Source organism: Legionella worsleiensis (assembly GCF_001467535.1).
Taxonomy (GTDB): Bacteria; Pseudomonadota; Gammaproteobacteria; order Legionellales; family Legionellaceae; genus Legionella; species Legionella worsleiensis.
Genome location: NZ_LNZC01000012.1, coordinates 260,151 through 282,361, shown reverse-complemented (window position 1 = coordinate 282,361; position 22,211 = coordinate 260,151). Strand labels below are relative to the sequence as shown.

Genomic DNA, 22,211 nt, shown 5'->3' with positions numbered 1-22,211 from the left:
AGAAGATGCCAGTGTTGGCACACCTTTAACGATATCGAGAGATATATATAAAGCTACTATAAATTATAGCCCTTTGCCAGCAAATAGGTTTCTTTTGAACGAGATCTTGAAGCTAATGGCTTACGAATAACCACTCGCTCAAAAGATGCTCGTGCTTGTTTCACTAATTCATCAAAACCTGAGCCATGAAAAATTTTAACCAGCATAGAGCCTCCCGGTTTTAGCATCTTGTCTGCAAAATCAAACGCCAACTCTACCAGATACATGGCTCTCGGGATATCTATCGCCGTATTTCCACTCATATTTGGAGCCATATCGGATAATACCAAGTCTACACTGCGTTCTGGAATTAAATCGATTAGCTCTTGCAAAACGCTATCTTCCCTAAAATCACCTTGAATAAAATGAACATCAGGCAATGCGTCCATAGACAAAATATCCAAAGCAACAATGTGACCTTTGCCGTTTAGGCGCTCAGAGACATATTGCGTCCAGCCGCCTGGAGCCGCACCCAAATCAACGACTGTCATGCCTGGCTTGAGAAGCTGCTCTTTTTCATCCACTTCTTTGAGTTTATACACAGCACGACTTCTGTAGCCTTCTGTCTGTGCTTTTTTAACATAAACGTCATCAAAATGCTCTTGTAACCACCGCTTACTGCTTTTTGTACGGCTCATAACCTTAAAGTCTTTTAGCAAATTGCCCTATGATACTGAATTCTACTACCTTTTCCCAGCAAAACGTGCAATAATTTGCCATTTTATCTATCGGGAACATCATAGTGGATACTTCGTTCAAACAATCGCTTAAAGCAAGAGCACATCATTTAAAACCAGTAATACTGTTAGGAGCTAAAGGATTAACCGAAGCGGTGATTGCGGAAACCAACATAGCCTTGCTTGCTCATGAGTTAATCAAAGTTAAAATTAACGGTGCTGAAAAGGAAGATAGGCTGGTAATGGCGCATGAATTGTGTGCGCAATTGCATGCGGATTTAGTGCAGATGATAGGCAATACCGTCATCCTTTACAGAAAGAATGACGACAAGCACAATTAAACGCCAGCACGAAACGAGTTTACTGATGTCTCCATATTCTTAACAGTCACTTGGACGCATCAAATTCAGAGAAGGTATCTGCTGTAGTTCAGCACAGAATGCAAGATACATGTCTCAATCACGTGACACAGGCAGCGGTATTGTATAAACTAGTTCGTATCACTGCCACGTCTTATCCCTGCACGCAGGGAAACATTTGGCGCAATAAACTTACTCTCATCATGCAATACTTTGAGAGTAACTAAAAATATCGTATGACATATGATACTAAAACACATTCCCAATGCGTTAACATTGTTTCGGTTAGGGCTGATTGTTCCTTTTTTGATGTATTTATACCATCATGAGTACGTTAATGCTTTTTACGCCTTTATTCTGGCGGGAATTACTGATGGTCTTGACGGCTGGTTGGCTCGTCATTTTAATTGGCAAAGTTTTTTTGGTTCCTTCGTAGATCCCATGGCTGATAAATTGTTGGTCGCCTCAAGTTTTATTTCATTGGCGCTTATAGGCTCTTTGCCCTGGTGGCTGGTTGTCCTTGTATTCCTTAGAGATTTTACTATTTCAATGGGAGTACTGGCCTGGTTTTGGTTCATTCAACGTAAAATGGATTTTGAACCGACCTTGTTAAGTAAATTTAATACGACGTTTCAGCTTATTTTAGTCACTTTATGTTTGTTTGAACTGGCATATTTTAAATTCTCCCCCTACTTGGTCGATGTCTTAATTTGTCTCACCGCATTTACTACCGCCACAAGCTATATAGATTACATCTGGACCTGGGGTAATAAAGCCTGGCCCGGTAAAGAACGGTCACAATGAACAAGCAACTGGCGTTAGCAATAAAACTCAACGATGAAGCAACTCTTGCCGATTTTAATTGGGAGAACAACGGGCTATTACAGCAACAATTAGAGAATATGCTCACCCATAAAGAAGAGAGGATACTCTATCTTTGGGGAACCCGAGGAAGTGGAAAATCTCACGTGCTCCAAGGCTGTTGTCAGGCAGTGAATTTAAAGCACTGCGCAATGTACCTTCCCTTAACCCTGCTCAAAGATTGGGGGCCGCAGACCATAGAAGGCCTGGAGGAGCAAGACTTAATTTGCATTGATGATATAGACGTTATTGCCCACAATCCCGATTGGGAAGAGGCTCTATTTCACCTCTACAATAGAATAAAAGACAAAGAAAAAGGATTATTAATTATTTCAGGTAGTTTTCCACCAGCGCAGAGTCCGATAAATCTGGCAGATCTCCGATCACGGCTTGCCTGGGGATTAGTAATTCAACTCAATGAATTAAGCGATGAAGAAAAAATTAATACGCTGAAGCTGCATGCACTCAAACGGGGTATAGACCTACCTGAAAGTGTGGGGCAATTTTTGTTAAATCGTTGTTCACGCAATATGCATGATTTACATCAATTACTTAACCGGTTAGACGATGCATCTCTTGCAGCTCATCGTAAAATTACTATTCCTTTTGTTAAAAATACGTTGAATATTTGAAGCTGCATTGGATGAATGGACACCATTCATATTCAGTAGACTATGGTTTGTGAGACTCTAATGACGACTGTACGTTGGAATGGGTTCCTGCTCTCCTACAGTGGTCTCATTTAGGGGTGTTAAACGCTTGGGATGAAAAAAGTAGCTGTTACTGCTCATCGCATAGATACGCATACCGTCTTCCTTGGTGATTATTGATTCTTTTAATTTGCACGTGTTTTTTAAGGCTGAATCTTGGGTTGTTTGACGTAATAGCGCAATCTCATTGATTAATTCTTTTGTGCTTGATACACGCTCCAGTAAATGTTCAAGTTTTTGTTCTTGATTTGCCATGTTTGCAGAATCACATAATTTTTCTATATTTTCTTCATCAAGGCCAAACCAGGAAGTAATAAGTTGTTTGATGCCGGCTCGTTCCACGTTCCAGTAAATACAGAATGCAGCCAAACCTATACCCAAACTGAATAAGACAACGGGTAAAAAAGTTGGCGATACAACCGCCATAAACAACTCCAACACAAAAATAGCAACTGACTGACCTGCAAAGTACCCGCCGCCAAAAAACATGATACCCGCCACCCAGGAGACAATGGTTTCGACGATAATTATCTTTTCACTGTAAAGCGCTTTTTCAAATTGTTTACTTGCTTGTACTGACCAATTCAGGCGCTTTTGCAACATGAAAATAATCTGCCCATAGATTTCTAATTCTGATAGTGTCTTTTTCGTCAGATCCATTGCATTTATTTTTCGCCTAATCGCTTTAATCTCGTTTATCTGTGCAAGATAAATGTCCGATAATTTTGGCGTATCTCGAAACTTAAAGCCTAGATTTTGCACTACCTGAACCAGATCAAAACCATAAAAGACAACTACCGACAAGATAGAAAAAAATACGCCAAAAACTAATGTGACTAAAGCAGGTATAGACAAGGCAGATAATAGAGAAATTATACTGTCAAAACCTTCACAGGCGGCCAGCAAGGTTCCTGCTATTGCCAAAAGAATCAATTTATTTTGGTTGGTCACAGAGGTAGAAGACTCTTTTTTTTCAATACGAACATCAGGATGTGGCATGGCTGCCAGCAAATCGCTTAATAATTCAGCTCGTAACAAGGCCAAAGTATAATGAAACTGCTTTTTAGAATATTTAGGTAAACTATCTGGTGCGTCTATATCATCAGCTAACCATAAAACCAGCTGACTTGCATCTAATGAAGGCGCTGAATGGCCGGGAATTATTGCTTCAAGGAGGCGCAGATCAGCCAATTTCTTAATCAACTGTTGTGACCTATCACTCAGTTCAACCTGCCACCTCATGCCGTTCTCCACTCTTTTGAATTTGAAATGCTGATATAAGGTGCTGTTTGTTTTTGTTATCTTGTGTAGCAACCTGAATTTGGCTCTATTTTAACCAATTAATACGATTAAAGTAACTCCCCTGATTGATTTAAGCTTGTTTACGGCTAAATAAATAGCTGGGGCTTAATCGAGTTACCTTTTTTATAGATTGAAAGAGGCTTGCTTTTGAAAACTGTAATTCAGCATCAAATCCTGAAAAACAATGCCGCAGAATTGACTGCGGCACATCGTTTAGATAGCAGAAAAATAATGACAGGATTTAGTGACTCGGAATATAGGTAGCAGAAAACTCAAGCGATTCAATATCATCCTTTGGCTCTTTTTTATCCTGCGTAATATAGCGGTTTAGGCAGGGTGCCAAAAACCACATCAGCAAGGCAATAACAAACGTGACAATTCCTATGCACGCAAATACATCAGTATATATAAACAAAGATTCAACGCCTGGCTTGATGTGCTCAGGCAAGGCGGTATATGACGCCACATAAGCACCTATAAAACCGGCTACAGAAGATGTCAAAAACCACATGCCCATTACAAATCCTACAATCTGTGTTGGCACCAGTTCGGCAACCATCGCAACACCAAGAGCCGAGACAAGAAGCTCTCCAAGACTTTGAAACAAATAACTGAATACAAGCCAGCCAGAAGAGACCATGCCATTGTCTGTACAAAAAAAACGGGAAAAGTAAAGCATCATAAAGGCAACAGCGCACATCGTCATTCCCAAGGCAAATTTATAAGGAATGGAAAACATGACCCCTTTGCGATTCAGATTTTTATAAACATAAGCCAATACCGGACTCATCAAGATTATCCAAACGGGATTTAACGCCTGAAAACTTTGCGCATCAAAAGTTATTCCAAACATATTGGGTATCACGTTATTAACCGCAAATAAATTAAGTGATGTTGGCATTTGCTGATAAAGGGTGAAAAAGATAATCGCCTCGACCATTAAAATCAGAGCGACCAGCATTTTCCAACGATTAATACTGTTTTCTTTTCTCATCATCACACCATAAACGATTAGAACCGATATGATGATAAGCCATAAAAGATTTTGAGCAAGCGCTACGTTTTGCAATAAATAAGCAGAAAACTGGGTGAGTAAGCCTATACCCAGCAGAATGAAAAACCAACGAGCAAGGGATATTTTGCGCTGATCGGCTTCTGTATTGATGTGAGCGACATGGTGGTGTTGAAACCAATAATTGGCAAGCCCCAAAACCAGGCCAAGTGCACTGATCAGATAGGCATAAGAATAACCGTATTTACTGGAAATATTCGGCCCAAGGACTAAAGCAACCATACTGCCCAAATTAATGGACATGTAATACAAAGTGAACCCACCATGCAAACGAGGATCCTGTTCTTCGTAACATTTTGAAAGCAAATTGGATGGATTTGCCTTAAACAACCCATTGCCCACGCAAATCAACCCTAGCGCCAGAAAAACATGTTCTTTATCTGTAAAAGCCAGAGAAAAATATCCGGCAATAAGGACAAAAAGCCCCAGGACTATCGTTCTTTTAGTACCTAGAACCTTATCGCCCAAATAACCACCGATAACAACCATACCATACACCAAAGCCGAAAAAGCACCGAAGGTGTAATACGAATCTACATCGCTATAACCTAGAAATCGCACAAAATAAAGAGTAAGAATGCCCTGAACCGTGTAAAAACCAAATCGTTCCCAAAGTTCCAACATAAAAATCATGTGAAATGCGCGCGGTTGTTCACGAAATAAATTCAGCATGAGTCCTCATTCCTTAAGGATGGTAAAATTTTAAATTAAAGGAAATTGGGCGATTTTGCAATGAACTTTCAAAGATTATTTAAGAGGCTTATGGGTGTTCTCCTGGAGCCTCTTGTTCTTCCTCATCTTTGCTTGCCTCGTCTACTGCCACCAATTGAGGTTTTGGTTCAGAAATTAATTTTTGTTTTGACTTGGGGGTAAAAAAATGAGGATATGCTTGGATTTCACCCATAAGTCCATGAAGATTTTCAGAAGGATGTTGCTCTCCTTCCAGACCTGTCTCGTTTGTCTGGTCCTGGTTCTTTGTGGTATTAGAGAGATGTTCGGTTTCGGCTTCTTTGTGATCATCAGAAGTTTTTTGCTCAATAACCTGTTTAAGAGCTAAAGATTCATCTTGTCTTGTGTCATCAAAAGACCTGTGACTTTTTATTTGCATAGCACTGTCTGATTCTTGCTCATGCGAGACAGTCGGATTTTTGTCAGCATGTAAGTGTTCGGCAGTTAAAGAATTCTCTTCGTTGAGTTCTTCAGTTTCATCCAGCACCTCTCGGTGCAAATTCGCTAGTGTGTTGCCATCATATAATTGCTCGTCTGTTTGCGCCGAATCTTCAGATGAGTTAAATTTATTCAATAACCAATGACCAAAAGCTCTCAATAGCGGTGGAGTCAATCGTGCAAAAAGATAAATGCCGCCGGCTATTGCGACCCCCAGCAAGACAGTCTGCCCAGTGGAGAGAAAGAAAAGGCTCAGGACGAGGCCAATGATAGATAATGACGTCAATCCAAGACTGACCGTCTTATCCATAACTGGCATCATTCCAACACGTTCAATTTTTTGGTTGATGCGCAACTCTTTATTTTTTAACTCAAGGATTAATGATTTTTGTGCCTCATAATCTTTCTCTAATTCGGTACATTTTAAAATCATTGATTCATCATGAGGAGAAGCACTTAGTTGCTTTTCCAATTTACTTGCAGCACTTTGCAGCAAGCGCATGGTTTCCTCTTCCTCCCATAGTTGCATGTGGAGCTCTCTTTGCTCCCTGCCCAAGGTATATCGAGTGTAGAGCGTTCTGATTAATAAAAATCCACCAAAAAGAAAACCTGTGCCAGCGCCAACAAAAGCAATCACAGGAGCGGTCACAGGAATAACCAGAGCAATAATGGTAAGACTCAAAAGAAAACCAGAGTACATCCATCGAGCATTATTGCTCAGTTTAAAGGGAATTTTTTCATTCAGGATAAAAGCAGCAAGATAAATGAATGGAATGCGCACAAAATCAAGGGCGGACATAACCAATGCAGCTTGATGAAAGCCGTGAGCGACGGACTCATTGCCAAATGAATCATTCAAATCACTGACTCGCTCACCTATTTTAATCACCGCTTCCGCAGCATCATCTACGCTAAGGGATACTTTTGACAACCAGGGAATACGTTCTACAGCTGTTCTTAACAATGATTGTTTTGCCTTCAGACTCACATGATAATCAATGGGGCGCTGCATAGCCTTAAGACGCTCAATGTATCTTATTATGCTCAATTCACTTTGCCCACTACCATTTTGTATCATAGTTAAATTGTCAGATTAAATATCATACAAATAATATAACAATTAATTATTAAGGAAAAATGAAGTATCTATTTCTTCTTTGGTAATTTGCTTTAAAATCAGCTATATTTTTAATATAAGAATAAAAAATGAATCACGATGGTTAAAAAAGCCCTTTACTTAGCAGGTGGTGGTGCCCGCGGTGCTTATCAGGCAGGTGTGCTGAAAGCTATTGGTCATATATTACAAACCAAAACAATTCCCTTTAACATGGTAAGCGGGGTCAGTGTAGGCAGTATTAATGCCGCAGTTCTTGTCGAAAATGCAGATGACTTTCCCGCAGGCCTCGATAAACTCGAATCCATCTGGAGTGAAATTCATTGCCAACAGATCTACAAAGCGAGTAATTACGAGCTGGGTAAATCCGTCATGCGCAACCTAAGCACCTTAATAATAAAACAACGTCAATCCGGTCATCTTCTTGATACTTCGCCCTTAAGACAATTTCTCGATGAAACCATTGATTTTTCTCGTATCAAGGAAAATATTGCTGCAGGATTTGTGGATACCTTCGAGGTAATAACTGCCCGCTACGAAACACACCACACGATATCTTTCTACGATCACCATGAACCAGACTTTGAAGATTGGCATTATCCTCGGCACAGCAGTCAACGAGCAACCATCAATATTGAACATATTCTGGCATCCAGTTCATTGCCTCTTTTTTTTCCACCCATCCAACTTGACGGATTTCATTACGGCGATGGGAGTGTCGGACTCGGCACACCATTACGAGGCGCCATTAGAGCTCATGTTGATAAAATTATGATTCTGGGAACACGTCAATTGCCCGAATTCACTGATCCTGAAACCTTGCGAAACCGAGACATCGCATTTGCCCACATACTGGGGAACATGATGAATGGGGTATTTCTGGATAATCTGGATAGAGATATTGAGATGGTCAATCGCATGAATGAAATCGCAACCCTTCTTTCCATGTGGAAAAAACGACGGTCACCCTGGCGCCCTATAGCCACCCTGCATCTTCGGCCAAGCCGAGACATGGCCTCTGTTGCCCAGGAGAATTTTCAAAGCATGCCCGCTTTGCTGCGTTATCTGTTGAATATTTTAGGCGCCAAAAACCATTCGGGCGATCTGTTGAGTTTTTTACTTTTTGAAAAAGAGTTTACGCGCACACTTATTGACTTAGGATACAATGACACCATTGCCTGCGCAGACGAAGTAACAGCTTTTTTTAGTTAAACAGGTCGCAAAAACTGTATCACTGGTGCTGTTGCCGGCATAAAACCATGCCAAATGTTAAACGCTTCTGCGGCTTGCTCAACCAACATCCCCAGACCATCCACAGCGCCGCATCCCTGCGCTTGAGCATGGCGAACAAACGGCGTGGAGTCACGCAAATTATATGCCAAGTCATAGCAGAAAGGCCGATAACTCATTAATTCTTCTGGTAAGGCCAGATTGTGTCCATCGAGGCTGGCTGAGGTTGCATTAATAATCAAATCAAAAAAACCATTGACTCTGGCAAGGCTATTCACCGTGATTTGGGGAAAAGCCTGCTGCAATTGCTCCGCTTTTTCAACGGTACGATTGGCAACCGTTATTGATTGGGGATTCATGGCCAATAAAGGATGTAAAATTCCACGAGTCGCCCCCCCTGCCCCTATGATTAATATTTTTTTGTTTTCTATTGCAAATTTTGGTGTTAAATCCCGGACTAAGCCGGCTCCATCAGTATTATCTGCATATAAAACCGCTTCGTCCATCCATAAAGTATTGGCTGCACCGGCCAGAGAGCAACGAGACGTGCGCACTTGAGCAAGCTCAAACGCTCTTTGTTTATAAGGCACAGTGACGTTTAACCCTTTACCCTGATTTGCAAAAAACGTCATAATCTGTCGTTCAAAAATAGATGAATCGCCAGTAATTTTTTCATAAGACAGCGCAGTGTTCATTTGCTGCGCAAAAAGTTGATGAATCAATGGCGACAGACTGTGCTCGACTGGATTACCAATAACTGCAAAGCGTTGAATCATTCGTTACATTCCAAAGCGCTGCATTGCGCTGAATTGAGTATCTATTTTAATAGGGCGTGTTGACAATTGCCCCCCGCCTGCGTGCCTCGGCTTGTCCGGGGCATCCAAGAGATGCTCAAATTAAAAATACAGCTAAATTAAACGCATTAATCCGTTGATTAACAAGAGCGAACTCATAATATAACGGCCCTGAAACCAAGTATAAAACGAGTTTGCAATGGCTAGACTTATGCTCAATGATGAGCTTTGGGCTAAGCTAAAGGGTATCATGCTACAACATAGGATTTATAACAAGCCTACTCTTCTGTAATCAGTTCAATTTGAATGATATTATTCAAGCGAGTCCAAAACTTGATAACAAGAAAGAATAAATGAACGTATTTTACGTCTATATGATGGCGAGTAAGCGCAATGGCACTCTATGGAAAATTAATTTGATTGAAGATCTTAATCCCGAGTGGCGAGATCTGTATGAGGAAACTTGTACTTAATCGAGATCTTTTGGATGCCTCGGACAAGCCGAGGCACGTAGGCAGGAGCAATTGTCAACAAGTCGAGGCACGTAGGCGGGAGTAATTGTCAACACGTATTTCTAAAATAGGAAAAACTAAAAACCAGAAACACAATCTCTAGCAACACGACCAGACAAACTGTGTTGTTCTTCAACTTGAACCTCTTTATCTTCATTCACTTTAAAAAATAATACATTATCGTGATGACGTCTGACTGTAGAACGGTGCGCAATACTTATAATGGTTGAATCAGGCAGGAGCTCCTTGAGACGACAATAAACCTGCTCTTCAACGTCTTCATCCAAAGATGCGGTTGCTTCATCCAAAAATATCCAGTCAGGCTTTCTTAACAACACCCGAGCAAATGCGATTCTTTGTTGTTCACCTAGTGATTTAAAGCCAACATATTCATCTAATTTATCTGCAAGTGTTTCCATATTGACAGATTTTAAAGCTGAAATTAATTGACTATCAGAATAATGGCACTTGGCATCAGGATAAACGAGCACTTTTCTTAAAGTATCCTGAGGAAGAGTGGGCTTCTGTGGTAAAAAATAAACAGATTCAAGGCTTTTAGGAATAATAATTTCTCCCTCCCCAGATAACCAGGTTCCTGCTATCGCCTTAAAAAGACTACTTTTTCCTGCTCCAGAAGGGGCTTGAATCAGGGTATGAACTCCAGGAGCAAATTGCAGATTAAGTCCTTTAATCACTATATAATTACTCTCATGCAAGTTAAGCCGCAGTTTTTTGACCAGCAAATTTCCATCATGATGATTTACAGTACGAATTATTTTTCCAGTAGATTGACCTTTGTTATTTTTTTCCAAAACATTTTGCAAGCCTATAACACGGTCTAAACTGGTCTGAAATTTATTGATAGTCTCAAAAGAATTGATAAACCAGCTTAACGATTGCGTCATCATGGAAAAATAATATCCTACTGAATAAAATACCTCCACAGAAATCAAATCCATGAAATATAAAGGGGCCGCAGCAAGGAGAGGTATAATTGCTTGAACAACGCTATTAAACAAATTAAACGAAGTTGTTTCATTTTGTATCGATAAACGTTTTGCCGTTTTTTTATTTAATACATCGACTTCTTTCTCCAACCGTTTTTGATAGTAGTGTTCTGCATGCTCTAGTGCTATCTCTTCAGAAGAGGTTTGAATATGCTGTAAATCAGCCCGTAAATTTGAGTGCGCCATGATTTCTTGATTTGTCGATTCCCGTAATGACCTGTTGATGTAGTAGCCAATCAGCGAGGTTACAATACCTACCCCCAGTGCTACCCATACTAGAAATCCAGGAATTACCAGGGTAGTTCCCAAAAGAACCAAAGATAGTGAACCACCGGCTAAACTTAATAGCACGGTATAGATAACAAGATTAGAAAAATTACTAATAAATCCTAAAACCAATTCCAGAGAAGACTCAACCAATTTGTCAATATCTTCCTGTATGCGTTGTTCAGGATTATCTATATCTCGATACACTCGTGCAATAGTGAGAAAGTTTGTTTTATTATTCAGGAACTGATTGATTATGTGCTTCGTTAACCAAGAGCGCCAACTCACATACAACTTATTTTTAAAATAATTCGCTAAATAATTCATCCCGGTCATAGCACTGGCGATCAAAAGACCAACGCCTACCCCAATAAGCAACAAAACAACGTCTTTAGCGATAAACGCTGCGTAAATAAAGGGAAAAAACCAAAAGCCCAACGCAAAAAGAAGGCCTGTCATTGCTAAAAGACTTAAGACACAACCTGATAACAAGATCCAGGCCTTACGTCGCTCATGTGAATTAAGAAAATAGTCAGATAAAAATTGCAGCTTTCGTTTGAATTCAGAGGGATTAGAGCTTGAAGACCGTGTCATAATGCAATGGATATGTGTTAAATAATGGGGCTCAATCTAGCATATGATCAATAATCAATCAACATGCTCTGATATAAATTAAATAAACCATGTTAATATCAAAAGATTGAGCCTAATGACTCAAGGCATATCCGGTACAATCCTGCGTCTTAGGTTATAACCAGACTTTTATCAACTACTTCACGCAAATCACGAGATAGATCCTGTTTTGCCAAGTGCTCCAGCTGCTTTCTCATTAAGGCTTGTCTTGATGCATCATAACGCTGCCAACGGGTAAACGGCGTTGCCAGCCTGGCGGCAATTTGAGGGTTTAATTGATCAATTTTTAGTAACATATCGGTGAGAAATTGATAACCACTTCCGTCAACCGCATGAAAATTCCGTGGATTAGCCATGCAGAATGCGCCTATAACCGCCCGTACTTTATTGGGGTTTTTAATACTGAATGCGGAGTGGTTCAATAATTGTTTTACCGCATCAAGAGTTCCGGGCAGCTCTGCAGCGGCTTGCAAAGCAAACCATTTATCCAATACCAATTCATTGTGCGACCATTGTTGATAAAAATCACCTATAGCCTTGATTCTACTGGATTCATCTGCCGCATTCACTAATAGAGAAAACCCTGCAATTTGATCCGTCATTGTTTTCGCTGCACCAAATTGCTGTTTGCAGAGATTCAGGTTCTTTTCTTCATTGGCTTTCATCAGCAGCCACAAACAAATATTTCTTAATTTTCTGCGACCATAGGCTTGGCCATGCATTTGATGATCTTCTGTCTGCCATAATTGTTGATAAACTTGAGATAAAGAATCATACAACCGAATTCCCAGTTGTTGACGAAAATAATCACGCACCGCTTCAACCTGACCGACATCAACCTGTGTTAAAGAAGCCGCAACCTCCTCAAAACCTGGGGGAGTTAACAACTCTGCTCGTAAATCAGCATCCAAAGACTCATCAAGCAATACGTGAGCAAAAGCGGCAATCAAACGCTCCGGAACATGCCACTGCGTTTCTGGCAGGCTTAAACAGTCCTTGATGCAATTTAAGACCAGGCGTTGTGCGGCATCCCATTTGGCGTAACCATCTGTCTCATGACATAACAAAAATAATAAGTCATCCTGAGTCAATTCATCGTTTAATCGAATAGGAGCAGAAAACTCACGCAATAAGGAAACGACGGGTTGCTCAGTTAATCCCTTAAATACAAAACTCTGCTGTGCTTCTTTCAATTCTAAAATTTCATTATCTATGGGCATTATTTGGCCTTTAGCATCGAATAATGCAATTCGCAAGGGAATATGAAATGGTTTTTTATCATGACATTCTGGTGTGGGTTTACAACTTTGTTGCAAGGTCAATGTCAAACATCCATTTAAGTAATTTGATGTAACTCGTACTTCAGGAGTGCCTGCCTGACTGTACCATCGTTTAAATTGGGTTAAATTGACCCCATTCGCATCTTCCATGGCAGCAACAAAATCATCAATGGTTACTGCCTGGCCATCATGGCGTTTGAAATAAAGATCCATCCCACGCCTGAACCCTTCTTTTCCCAACAGCGTATGCTGCATACGAATAACTTCAGCCCCTTTGTTATAAATTGTTGCAGTGTAGAAGTTATTGATTTCCTGATAGGATTCAGGCCTAACGGGATGTGCCATGCTACCGGCATCTTCTGGAAATTGCTGGCTGCGCAATGCCTTGACATCCATAATTCGATTTACATCTCGAGAATTCATATCACGAGAAAATTCCTGATCACGAAATACCGTTAACCCTTCTTTTAAACTTAATTGAAACCAGTCTCTGCACGTGACCCGATTTCCCGTCCAGTTATGAAAATATTCATGAGCAACTACTCCTTCAACATCGGCAAAATCCTGATCGGTGGCGGTATCAGGTCTGGCGAGAATGTATTTGGAATTAAATATATTTAATCCTTTATTTTCCATAGCCCCCATGTTGAAATCACTTACTGCCACTATCATAAAAATATCCAAATCGTATTCACGACCGTATACTTCCTCATCCCATTTCATGGATCGCTGCAAAGATGCCATAGCATGTGCGCATTTATCTTCATTGCCGGGTTCGACGTAGATATGCAAATCGACTGTTCGACCGGAACAGGTGATAAATTGATCGTGAATAGACGCTAAATTACCCGCCACCAAGGCAAACAGATAAGAAGGTTTTTTGAAAGGATCGTGCCAGATGACCCAATGACGACCGTCATTTGTTGCGCCACTGTCTATCAGATTACCATTCGATAATAGAACAGGATACTGATTTTTATCTGCAGATATTCTTGTCGTGTAAGTTGCCAAAACATCGGGTCTGTCGGGAAAGAATGTAATGCGCCTGAATCCTTCAGCCTCACATTGCGTGCAAAATAAATGATTTGAACGATAAAGACCGGATAATTGCGTATTATTCTGAGGTTCGATCCTCGTGATTATTTCCAGCGATAATTCATCAGAACAGTCTTTGATAATAAGACTGTCATTTTCAAGAGTATAACAAGAGGATTCAAGCAAGGTGCCATTCATCTTTATCTCGACAAGCTCAAGCTCGTCACCATATAAAACCAGAGCGCCATCGTGCTGACGGTGCAGAGTGAGCGAGCTTTTAACCAAAACATGGTCATCGTATAAATCAAAATTCAAATCGACTGTATCTACAGTAAAAGTGGGGGCTTGGTAATTTTTCAAGTAAACGGTAGTGTCTGGCATAGTCATTGCTTTCCTATAAAAAAAACATATAGTTTATTGATTTATGTATCAAATTAATTGGTTTAGTCTACTATACTTAGTAATAAAAGATGTTATATCTTGGTTTTACCAGCGATAAGCAAAAAATGCAAAAATTAATAATAAAGTATCACGTTATATCCTGAACAAGGATAAGTAAAAGGGGATGGCATATGAATACACAAGATTTTTTAGCCGGCTATACCAAGCGCTTTGTAGAAAACAAAGAAGAGGATTTGAGCCTGGACGAATACCTGGAGTTATGCAAAACGGATCCTTCTGCATATGCAAACCCAGCGGAAAGGCTGCTTATGGCAATTGGTGAACCCGAATTAATAGATACCCGGCACGATCCCGTTTTATCACGAATATTCTCCAATAAAATCATTCATCAATACTCTGTATTTAAAGAATTTTATGGGATGGAAGAGCCCATAGAACAAATCGTTGGCTTCTTAAAACACGCAGCCCAGGGGCTTGAGGAAACCAAACAGGTTTTATATTTGCTTGGTCCTGTTGGTGGCGGTAAATCGTCTATTGCCGAAAAATTAAAAGATCTCATGGAAAAAACCCCTTTTTATGCCATTAAAGGATCTCCTGTTTTCGAATCGCCCTTATCCTTGTTCAATCCTCAGGAAGATGGGGAATTGCTCAGAGAACGATTCAACATTCCTACACGTTACCTGCGCTATCTGATGTCGCCCTGGGCAGTAAAACGCTTGCAAGAATTTAACGGGGACATCAGTAAATTCCGTGTGATTAAAGTAAAACCCTCTCGCTTGAAACAAATCGCTGTTGCCAAAACAGAGCCAGGAGACGAGAACAACCAGGATATCTCGTCTTTAGTGGGTAAAGTGGATATTCGCAAACTGGAAGAATTCTCTCAAGATGATCCGGATGCATACAGTTACTCCGGAGGACTGTGCCGGGCTAACCGGGGGTTATTAGAATTCGTAGAGATGTTTAAAGCACCTATCAAGGTTTTGCATCCCCTATTAACCGCAACCCAGGAAGGGAATTACAATGCCACAGAGGGTTTATCTGCCATTCCCTTTGAAGGAATCATTCTGGCTCACTCCAACGAATCCGAATGGCAAACCTTCAGAAATAATAAAAATAACGAAGCGTTTATAGATCGCATCAATATAGTCAAAGTGCCCTACTGTCTGCGTGTTTCAGAAGAAATTAAAATATATCAAAAACTCATAGACAACAGCTCTCTGGCCAAGGCCCACTGCGCACCGGGGACTCTGGACATGTTGGCTCAGTTTTCCGTATTAACCCGGCTGAAAGAACCGCAAAATTCGAGCATTTATTCTAAAATGCGTGTTTATAACGGTGAAAGCTTAAAAGATACCGATCCCAAAGCAAAATCTTACCAGGAATATAGAGATTTTGCTGGTGTTGACGAGGGCATGAGCGGAATTTCTACCCGTTTTGCATTTAAAATACTGTCCAAAGTATTTAACTTCGATCATACCGAAATTGCTGCCAATCCGGTGCATTTAATGTATGTGCTGGAACGACAAATTGAGCAAGAGCAGTTCCCGCAAGAAGTGCATGAAACCTACCTAAGTTACATTAAAGAATATTTAGCAACCAAATACGTTGAATTTATTGGTAAAGAAATCCAAACGGCTTATCTCGAATCGTATTCAGAATATGGACAAAATATTTTCGACCGTTACATTACTTACGCAGATTTCTGGATCCAGGATCAAGACTATAGAGACCCAGATACTGGAGAAATTTTTGACCGCGGATTGTTAAACCTTGAACTGGAAAAAATTGAAAAACCAGCGGGCATCTCAAACCCTAAAGATTTCCGTAATGAGGTTGTCAATTTCGTATTGAGAGCCAGAGCCAATAACCGCGGCAAAAATCCTGTTTGGAACAGTTATGAGAAATTAAAATCGGTCATAGAGAAAAAAATGTTTACCAACACCGAAGATTTGCTGCCCGTTATTTCCTTCAATGCGAAAGCATCAGAAGACGATAAGAAAAAGCATGAGGAATTTATTTCTCGCATGGTAGACAAAGGCTACACCCGCAAACAAGTTCGGTTACTTTGTGAGTGGTACTTGCGAGTACGCAAATCACAATAAGGGTCTTATCCATAACTTAAAGGTTGTGAAACCAATCAAGGTTGGTGTTTTGGGTGCCAATTCACTCTACAGGCGGGAGGAGGCTCTCCTCACCCAACCTTGACATTAAATAAACCTTACCCTGAACAAGGTGTGGAGCAACTATTATGTCGCAATTGATTGATAGACGACAAAATGCCGGTAAAAAAAGTACGGTCAACCGCCAACGCTTTTTGCGCCGATATAAAAATCAAATTAAACGAGCCGTTTCTGAAGCTGTTGGCAAGCGCAGTATTACTGAGATAGACCAGGGTGAACAAATCACTATTCCGGCCAAAGACATCTCCGAACCCTCTTTTCACAAAGGACAAGGCGGCCATATAGAGCGAGTGTTACCCGGAAATGATAATTTTATTACGGGCGACCGTATAAAAAGACCCAACGGAGGCGGTGCTGGAGGAGATGGTGGTAGTGCCAGTAATAGCGGTGAAGGTGAAGACACTTTTGTTTTTGAGCTCTCTCGTGAGGAGTTTTTGGAACTTTATTTTGAAGATTTGGAATTGCCTGATTTAGTAAAAAAGGAATTAGCCCGCATCAGCACCTATAAAACCGTTAGAGCAGGGGTTACAACCAGCGGCATTCCCAACAACATCAATATACTGCGTTCAATGAAGCAGGCGACGGGTCGACGTGTTGCCTTGGCATCACCCTACAAAAGAAGGCTGCGAGAGGTAGAAGAAGAACTGGAACGTCTCAAATCTCACGCAAATCCTGATAAAGTAGAGCTATCAAGACTGGAAAGAGACATCGCCTTTTATAAGAAAAAAATAAAAACAGTTCCTTTTATAGATACCATTGATCTTCGCTATAATCATCGGGTGCGCATAGCTGCTCCCTCAACGCAAGCTGTCATGTTTTGCGTAATGGACGTATCAGGGTCTATGGATGAAGCAAAGAAAGATATTGCGAAACGATTCTTCATTTTACTGTATATGTTTCTCACCAAAAATTATGACAAAATTGAGTTGGTTTTTATCCGTCATCACACTTCAGCAAAGGAAGTCAACGAGGAAGAGTTTTTTTACTCTCGGGAAACAGGGGGAACAGTAGTTTCCAGTGCTCTGGAATTATTACATACCCTAATCGAAGCCCGTTACCCCCCTCAAGCGTGGAACATTTATGTTGCTCAGGCCTCGGATGGCGACAACTGGAATGCGGATTCGCCCTATTGCCAAGAGTTATTGCAGGAAAAAATCATGCCTTTACTGCAGTATTTTGCTTATATTGAAATTATGCCCCGTCATCACCAAAGTCTGTGGGAAGTATATCAACAGATTAAAGAGCACTATCCTAACTTTGCTATGGAAAATATTGATAATGTTGCCGATATTTATCCAGTATTTCGCGAATTATTCAAGAGGAAAACGGCATGAAAAAAAAGCCTTTATCAACTGGTGCAGAATGGACTTTTGAGTTAATACAGGCTTATGACCGTGAAATTGCTCGAATAGCCAAAAGTTTTAACCTGGATACTTATCCAAATCAAATTGAAATCATTAGCGCTGAACAAATGATGGATGCTTATGCCTCTGTAGGCATGCCCATAGGATATCATCATTGGTCTTTTGGCAAACATTTTGTAGGCGTAGAAAAGAGTTATAAACGAGGACAAATGGGGCTTGCCTACGAACTGGTAATTAACTCAAACCCATGTATTTCCTATCTTATGGAAGAAAATACCATGGCCATGCAAGCATTAGTAATAGCCCATGCTTGCTATGGGCATAATTCATTTTTTAAGAATAATTATTTATTTAAAATGTGGACATCTGCTGACGCCATCATTGATTATCTGGTTTTTGCCAAAAAATACATTGGTGAATGTGAAGAACGTCATGGCATTGATGAAGTTGAAGCGGTTATTGATGCCTGCCATGCCTTAATGAATTATGGCGTGGATCGCTACAAACATCCTGCTGCATTATCCATTCAGGAAGAAAAAATCCGTCAGCAGAACAGAGAGATTTACATGCAATCTCAGGTAAATGAGCTATGGCGCACTATTCCGCAAGGCAAACACGTAAACGAACATGATCCAAATAAGCGTTTTCCAGAGGAGCCTCAGGAAAATATTTTGTATTTTATAGAAAAAAATGCCCCACTTCTGGAGCCCTGGCAAAGAGAAATTGTCCGCATAGTCAGAAAACTCGCTCAATATTTTTATCCGCAGGGACAAACTAAAGTAATGAACGAGGGATGGGCTTGTTTTTGGCATTATACCATTTTACATGCGCTCTATGATGAAGGTTTGGTTACTGATGAATTTATGCTGGAAATTCTGCAAAGCCATACTAATGTGATTATGCAACCGGCTTATAACAGCCCCTATTACAACGGTATTAATCCCTACACTTTAGGCTATCACATGATGCAGGATATCAAACGAATTTGTGAGAATCCAACCGAAGAAGACAAACAGTGGTTTCCCTACCTGGCCAATACCGATTGGCTGACCAGCCTGGATACCGCCATGAGAAATTATAAAGATGAGAGTTTTATTGCTCAATATTTATCGCCCAAACTCATCAGAGACTTAAAATTATTTCACATAGTAGATGATGACCGCAGCCCTGAACTCTATGTACACGCCATTCATAATGAGCCAGGCTATCAAAAAATACGAGAAGCACTATCCAAACAGTATAATTTGGGTTATTTGGAACCGGATATCCAAATTTACTCCGTTGATTTACAAGGAGATCGCTCACTTACACTAAGACATACGCAGCAAAACCGAGCGCCGCTCGGGGAATCTACAGCTGATGTGCTGAGACATCTTCATTACTTATGGAAGTTTCCAGTCCTGCTCCAATCGGTAGATGCTGAAAACAAAATTGCCGCCGAGTACAGATGTCCGCCAGCGCCCGCAAAAGCGCCTCATTAAAAGACAATAATGACCATGAGACAGGCTGTACCCATCCTGATTCAGGATGGGTACAGTTACCCTATACACGTCTCACAAGCTTGAATAAATCATAACGCCAATTCTATTGCCAAAGCTACAGCCAATTTCGCAAATTGAGTCATGTGATCCAGGTTGAGAAAATCCATGGTATCTGACGAACTGTGAAAGTAAGGATTGCGTTTGGCAAAATCAGATTCAGAAGGAAAAGCAGTGGCTATTTCGTCTTCATTCCAGGTAACATGATCACTGCATTCATAACCACATTGCGAATACCCTACCGGAACTCGAAGATAAAAGGTTATTAATTGCGCCATGAAATGTGATAAAGGCTTATCAGTATAATCAGTATAGATCCACATCGTTGGATCATCAGGATGGGCGCGATAACCCGTCATATCAAACTGAATCACGGCTTTAACCGGAATGGATTTTTCCTGAAAATATTGTGACACGTAATGAGAACCAGCGAAGTTTCGTGTTCCAGCTGCGTACCAAATAATATAAATTGGGCGCTTAAATGTTAAATCAGATGCCAATAAAACACGAGCAGCTTCCATAATGGTTGCAGCCCCGCTCCCTTCATCAGCACCAGGCATGGTGCCATCAGGTGTATCCATATGAGCGCCAATAACAATGGCAGGAGCCTGAAGATCCTTGCCAATGACAGTAACCAAAGAAGGTTGTTTGTACCAACCCGTTTTAATGAAAAAGGATTCTGTATCGTTTCGTCCGTATTCAATAGTCATTGCATCAAAAGTCAGTTTTAACCAATTAACAGCGTCCAGTCCGGATTGTTTGGTTGCAGATCTGTTGGGATAAGATGTTAAATGGCTTAATGTCTGCCAAATGTTATCAGGTACCACAGCTTTTAAAACGGCATCAACTGCTTTAGTGTGCTTGATTTCATACTCACTGTGTTTTTCTTTCACAAAAGCTTGAGACGAACCAGCTAGCGAACCGTCCTGGAACGACTGATCATCTGCAAAAAGTGAATAACTGGCCAATGCTAAACCTACGGTAATCATCACGATAAATCGACGCATGTCTCTCCCCATTTAATTTTTTAACTCATACAGCGCTGTAATCAGTAATCTAATCTTGCATCCTTTCAAGCAATTACAGATGCCAACACAAAATTAAAGTTTAGTTTAAATACCTAGCTGTGTAGTCAATAAGATAATGATGGGGGATTTTAACGGGTTATGATTAAATTTACTACAACAAACTCAAAAAAATATCTTTTTATACCGGTGTTGGTCACTCTCCAAATATTAAATTAACACATAGTTCCCCTCGCCAGGGTATCAACCGATGGCACACCAAAGAGATCAATGAAGCAGAAGGTGAACTGGATTATTTAAGAAGACGCACCAAACACCTGGTAAAACAGGTCAATGCGGGCAAACACATAACATTATCAACTACGCTATTCCTGTTTAAAAGGAATAGCGTAGCACCACAAAACAGAAAATTAATTACTCTGATGCCAATTCAATAACGAAGGCCAGGGCTAATTTAGAAAAATTAGTCATGTGCTCCAGGCTTAATAAAGACATGGTATCTGAAGAACTGTGAATGTACGGGTTATGTTCTTCAAAATTTGATTCACAGGGGAATGCGGAAGGTACTCCTACTTCAGTCCAGGAAGCGTGATCACTGCAACCATAACCACAGTACGAATAATCGACAGGCACTTTGATGTAAGTATCGATTAATTGCGCAATATAATTACTTAAACTCTTATCGGTGTAATCGGTAAAGACCCACATGGTCGGATCGTCAGCCTTGACTCTATAGCCCGTCATATCAAACTGAACGACGGCCTTCACTGGAATGGAATGATCGAGGAAATGCTCTACTACATGTTGAGAACCAACTAAACCTCGTTCTTCAGCGGCATACCAGATAATGTATACAGGTCGTTTAAATTGTGCTTTTGAAGCCAATAAAACACGGGCAGCTTCCATTACACTTGATGAGCCACTGCCATCATCACCAGCACCGGGCATACGGCCGTCAAGAGTGTCCATATGCGCACCAATAACAATACCAGGTGCTTTTATGTCTTTACCTATAACGGTTACCAATGACGGTTGCTTGTACCAGCCTGTTTTCACAAAGTACGTTTCGGTGTCATTACGTCCGTATTCCACGGCCATTGCTTCAAAAGTAGCTTTTAACCATTTTGCTGCTTCTACACCAGTATCTTTGGTAGCGGAACGGTTATGATAAGAGGTTAAATGAGTCAACGTTTGCCAAATGTTATCAGAAACAACCTCCTGCAACGCAGCATTCACTTCTGCCTGATGTCTTATCTTATAGGCATCTTGATTAGGTTTTTTGGCAGTAAACGGCTTTAAAGTATTTTTTTGCAACAGCTTCTGTGCCACTTGTTTTTTAACGGCCCACGGTGTTCCCTGGAGTTTATGACTGACATTGACAAAATGACCGCATTTAGCTTCATCAGCCAACAAAACCAGCTTTTCAACATCACTGGATTGTAAGTCAATAATTTTGAATTGTTTGTTTTCGGCTAATACTTCATGGGGCAGGGCAATTTTAACAGCCAGGCATTGGGGTACCTGAAGTTGCTCGTGTGCTGGAATGCCAGCAGCACAAAGTGAATTAGCGGCAAATACTAAGCCTGTAGTAATACAGGTCATCCATTGGTTTAAACGCATATGCTCTCCTGATTTATAGTTCG

At 40.6% G+C, this 22,211-nt stretch carries 16 protein-coding genes and 1 pseudogene; 8 read left to right on the top strand and 9 right to left on the bottom strand.

Annotated elements, in window-relative coordinates:
* Positions 1–56: 56 nt before the first annotated feature.
* Positions 57–677 carry a 23S rRNA (uridine(2552)-2'-O)-methyltransferase RlmE gene (gene rlmE, locus Lwor_RS07060; protein WP_058493190.1) on the bottom strand — a complete coding sequence of 207 codons (621 nt, stop codon included), beginning with the start codon at positions 675–677 and terminating at the stop codon, positions 57–59.
* A gap of 104 nt (positions 678–781) precedes the next feature.
* On the opposite strand from rlmE, the gene yhbY reads away from it, so the two are divergent.
* From yhbY to hda, 3 genes are all read left to right on the top strand, one after another.
* On the top strand, positions 782–1,057 hold the full coding sequence (gene yhbY / locus Lwor_RS07055; RefSeq protein ID WP_058493189.1) for a ribosome assembly RNA-binding protein YhbY: 276 nt from the start codon (positions 782–784) through the stop codon (positions 1,055–1,057).
* 261 nt (positions 1,058–1,318) lie between these two features.
* Complete coding sequence (locus tag Lwor_RS07050) at positions 1,319–1,879, top strand: CDP-alcohol phosphatidyltransferase family protein (RefSeq protein WP_058493188.1); 561 nt, start codon at positions 1,319–1,321, stop codon at positions 1,877–1,879.
* Positions 1,876–2,568 carry a DnaA regulatory inactivator Hda gene (gene hda / locus Lwor_RS07045; RefSeq protein WP_058493187.1) on the top strand — a complete coding sequence of 231 codons (693 nt, stop codon included), beginning with the start codon at positions 1,876–1,878 and terminating at the stop codon, positions 2,566–2,568. Before Lwor_RS07050 ends, hda begins: the two co-directional genes overlap by 4 nt.
* A 57-nt stretch (positions 2,569–2,625) precedes the next feature.
* Here hda and Lwor_RS07040 read toward each other — a convergent pair whose 3' ends face one another.
* The 3 genes from Lwor_RS07040 to Lwor_RS07030 all read right to left on the bottom strand — a co-directional run bounded on the left by Lwor_RS07040 (position 2,626) and on the right by Lwor_RS07030 (position 7,235).
* Positions 2,626–3,888: a hypothetical protein gene (locus Lwor_RS07040; protein ID WP_058493186.1), complete on the bottom strand. Its 1,263-nt coding sequence runs from the start codon at positions 3,886–3,888 to the stop codon at positions 2,626–2,628.
* Between the two features lie 301 nt (positions 3,889–4,189).
* Positions 4,190–5,692, bottom strand: a complete 1,503-nt coding sequence (locus tag Lwor_RS07035) for an oligopeptide:H+ symporter (RefSeq protein WP_058493185.1) — start codon at positions 5,690–5,692, stop codon at positions 4,190–4,192.
* Between the two features lie 88 nt (positions 5,693–5,780).
* Positions 5,781–7,235, bottom strand: a complete 1,455-nt coding sequence (locus Lwor_RS07030) for a hypothetical protein (RefSeq protein WP_147279864.1) — start codon at positions 7,233–7,235, stop codon at positions 5,781–5,783.
* 168 nt (positions 7,236–7,403) lie between these two features.
* On the opposite strand from Lwor_RS07030, the gene Lwor_RS07025 reads away from it, so the two are divergent.
* Complete coding sequence (locus Lwor_RS07025) at positions 7,404–8,513, top strand: patatin-like phospholipase family protein (protein ID WP_058493183.1); 1,110 nt, start codon at positions 7,404–7,406, stop codon at positions 8,511–8,513.
* Here Lwor_RS07025 and aroE read toward each other — a convergent pair.
* Positions 8,510–9,307, bottom strand: coding sequence for a shikimate dehydrogenase (aroE, locus tag Lwor_RS07020; RefSeq protein ID WP_058493182.1), 798 nt, complete (start codon positions 9,305–9,307; stop codon positions 8,510–8,512). The two genes, Lwor_RS07025 and aroE, sit on opposite strands and share 4 nt — an antisense overlap.
* A 217-nt stretch (positions 9,308–9,524) precedes the next feature.
* Between aroE and Lwor_RS13955 the strand changes: the two are divergent.
* Positions 9,525–9,611, top strand: a pseudogene (locus Lwor_RS13955) (IS5/IS1182 family transposase); the annotation flags it as partial.
* A gap of 303 nt (positions 9,612–9,914) precedes the next feature.
* Here the strand turns inward: Lwor_RS13955 and Lwor_RS07015 are convergent.
* Positions 9,915–11,705, bottom strand: a complete 1,791-nt coding sequence (locus Lwor_RS07015; RefSeq protein WP_058493181.1) for an ABC transporter ATP-binding protein/permease — start codon at positions 11,703–11,705, stop codon at positions 9,915–9,917.
* Between the two features lie 149 nt (positions 11,706–11,854).
* A complete protein-coding gene (gene pepN / locus Lwor_RS07010) occupies positions 11,855–14,440 on the bottom strand; it encodes an aminopeptidase N (RefSeq protein WP_058493180.1) in 2,586 nt (861 codons plus the stop codon).
* A 191-nt stretch (positions 14,441–14,631) separates the two neighbouring features.
* On the opposite strand from pepN, the gene Lwor_RS07005 reads away from it, so the two are divergent.
* The 3 genes from Lwor_RS07005 to Lwor_RS06995 all read left to right on the top strand — a co-directional run bounded on the left by Lwor_RS07005 (position 14,632) and on the right by Lwor_RS06995 (position 19,486).
* A complete protein-coding gene (locus tag Lwor_RS07005) occupies positions 14,632–16,563 on the top strand; it encodes a PrkA family serine protein kinase (protein WP_058493179.1) in 1,932 nt (643 codons plus the stop codon).
* Positions 16,564–16,709: 146 nt separating this feature from the next.
* Positions 16,710–17,975: a YeaH/YhbH family protein gene (locus Lwor_RS07000; RefSeq protein ID WP_058493178.1), complete on the top strand. Its 1,266-nt coding sequence runs from the start codon at positions 16,710–16,712 to the stop codon at positions 17,973–17,975.
* Complete coding sequence (locus Lwor_RS06995) at positions 17,972–19,486, top strand: SpoVR family protein (RefSeq protein ID WP_058493177.1); 1,515 nt, start codon at positions 17,972–17,974, stop codon at positions 19,484–19,486. The genes Lwor_RS07000 and Lwor_RS06995 overlap by 4 nt, the downstream gene beginning before the upstream one ends.
* A gap of 89 nt (positions 19,487–19,575) precedes the next feature.
* On the opposite strand, the gene Lwor_RS06990 is transcribed toward Lwor_RS06995, so the two are convergent.
* A complete protein-coding gene (locus Lwor_RS06990; RefSeq protein WP_058493176.1) occupies positions 19,576–20,550 on the bottom strand; it encodes a M28 family peptidase in 975 nt (324 codons plus the stop codon).
* A gap of 432 nt (positions 20,551–20,982) precedes the next feature.
* Positions 20,983–22,188: an aminopeptidase LapA gene (lapA, locus tag Lwor_RS06985; protein ID WP_058493175.1), complete on the bottom strand. Its 1,206-nt coding sequence runs from the start codon at positions 22,186–22,188 to the stop codon at positions 20,983–20,985.
* Positions 22,189–22,211 lie beyond the last annotated feature (23 nt).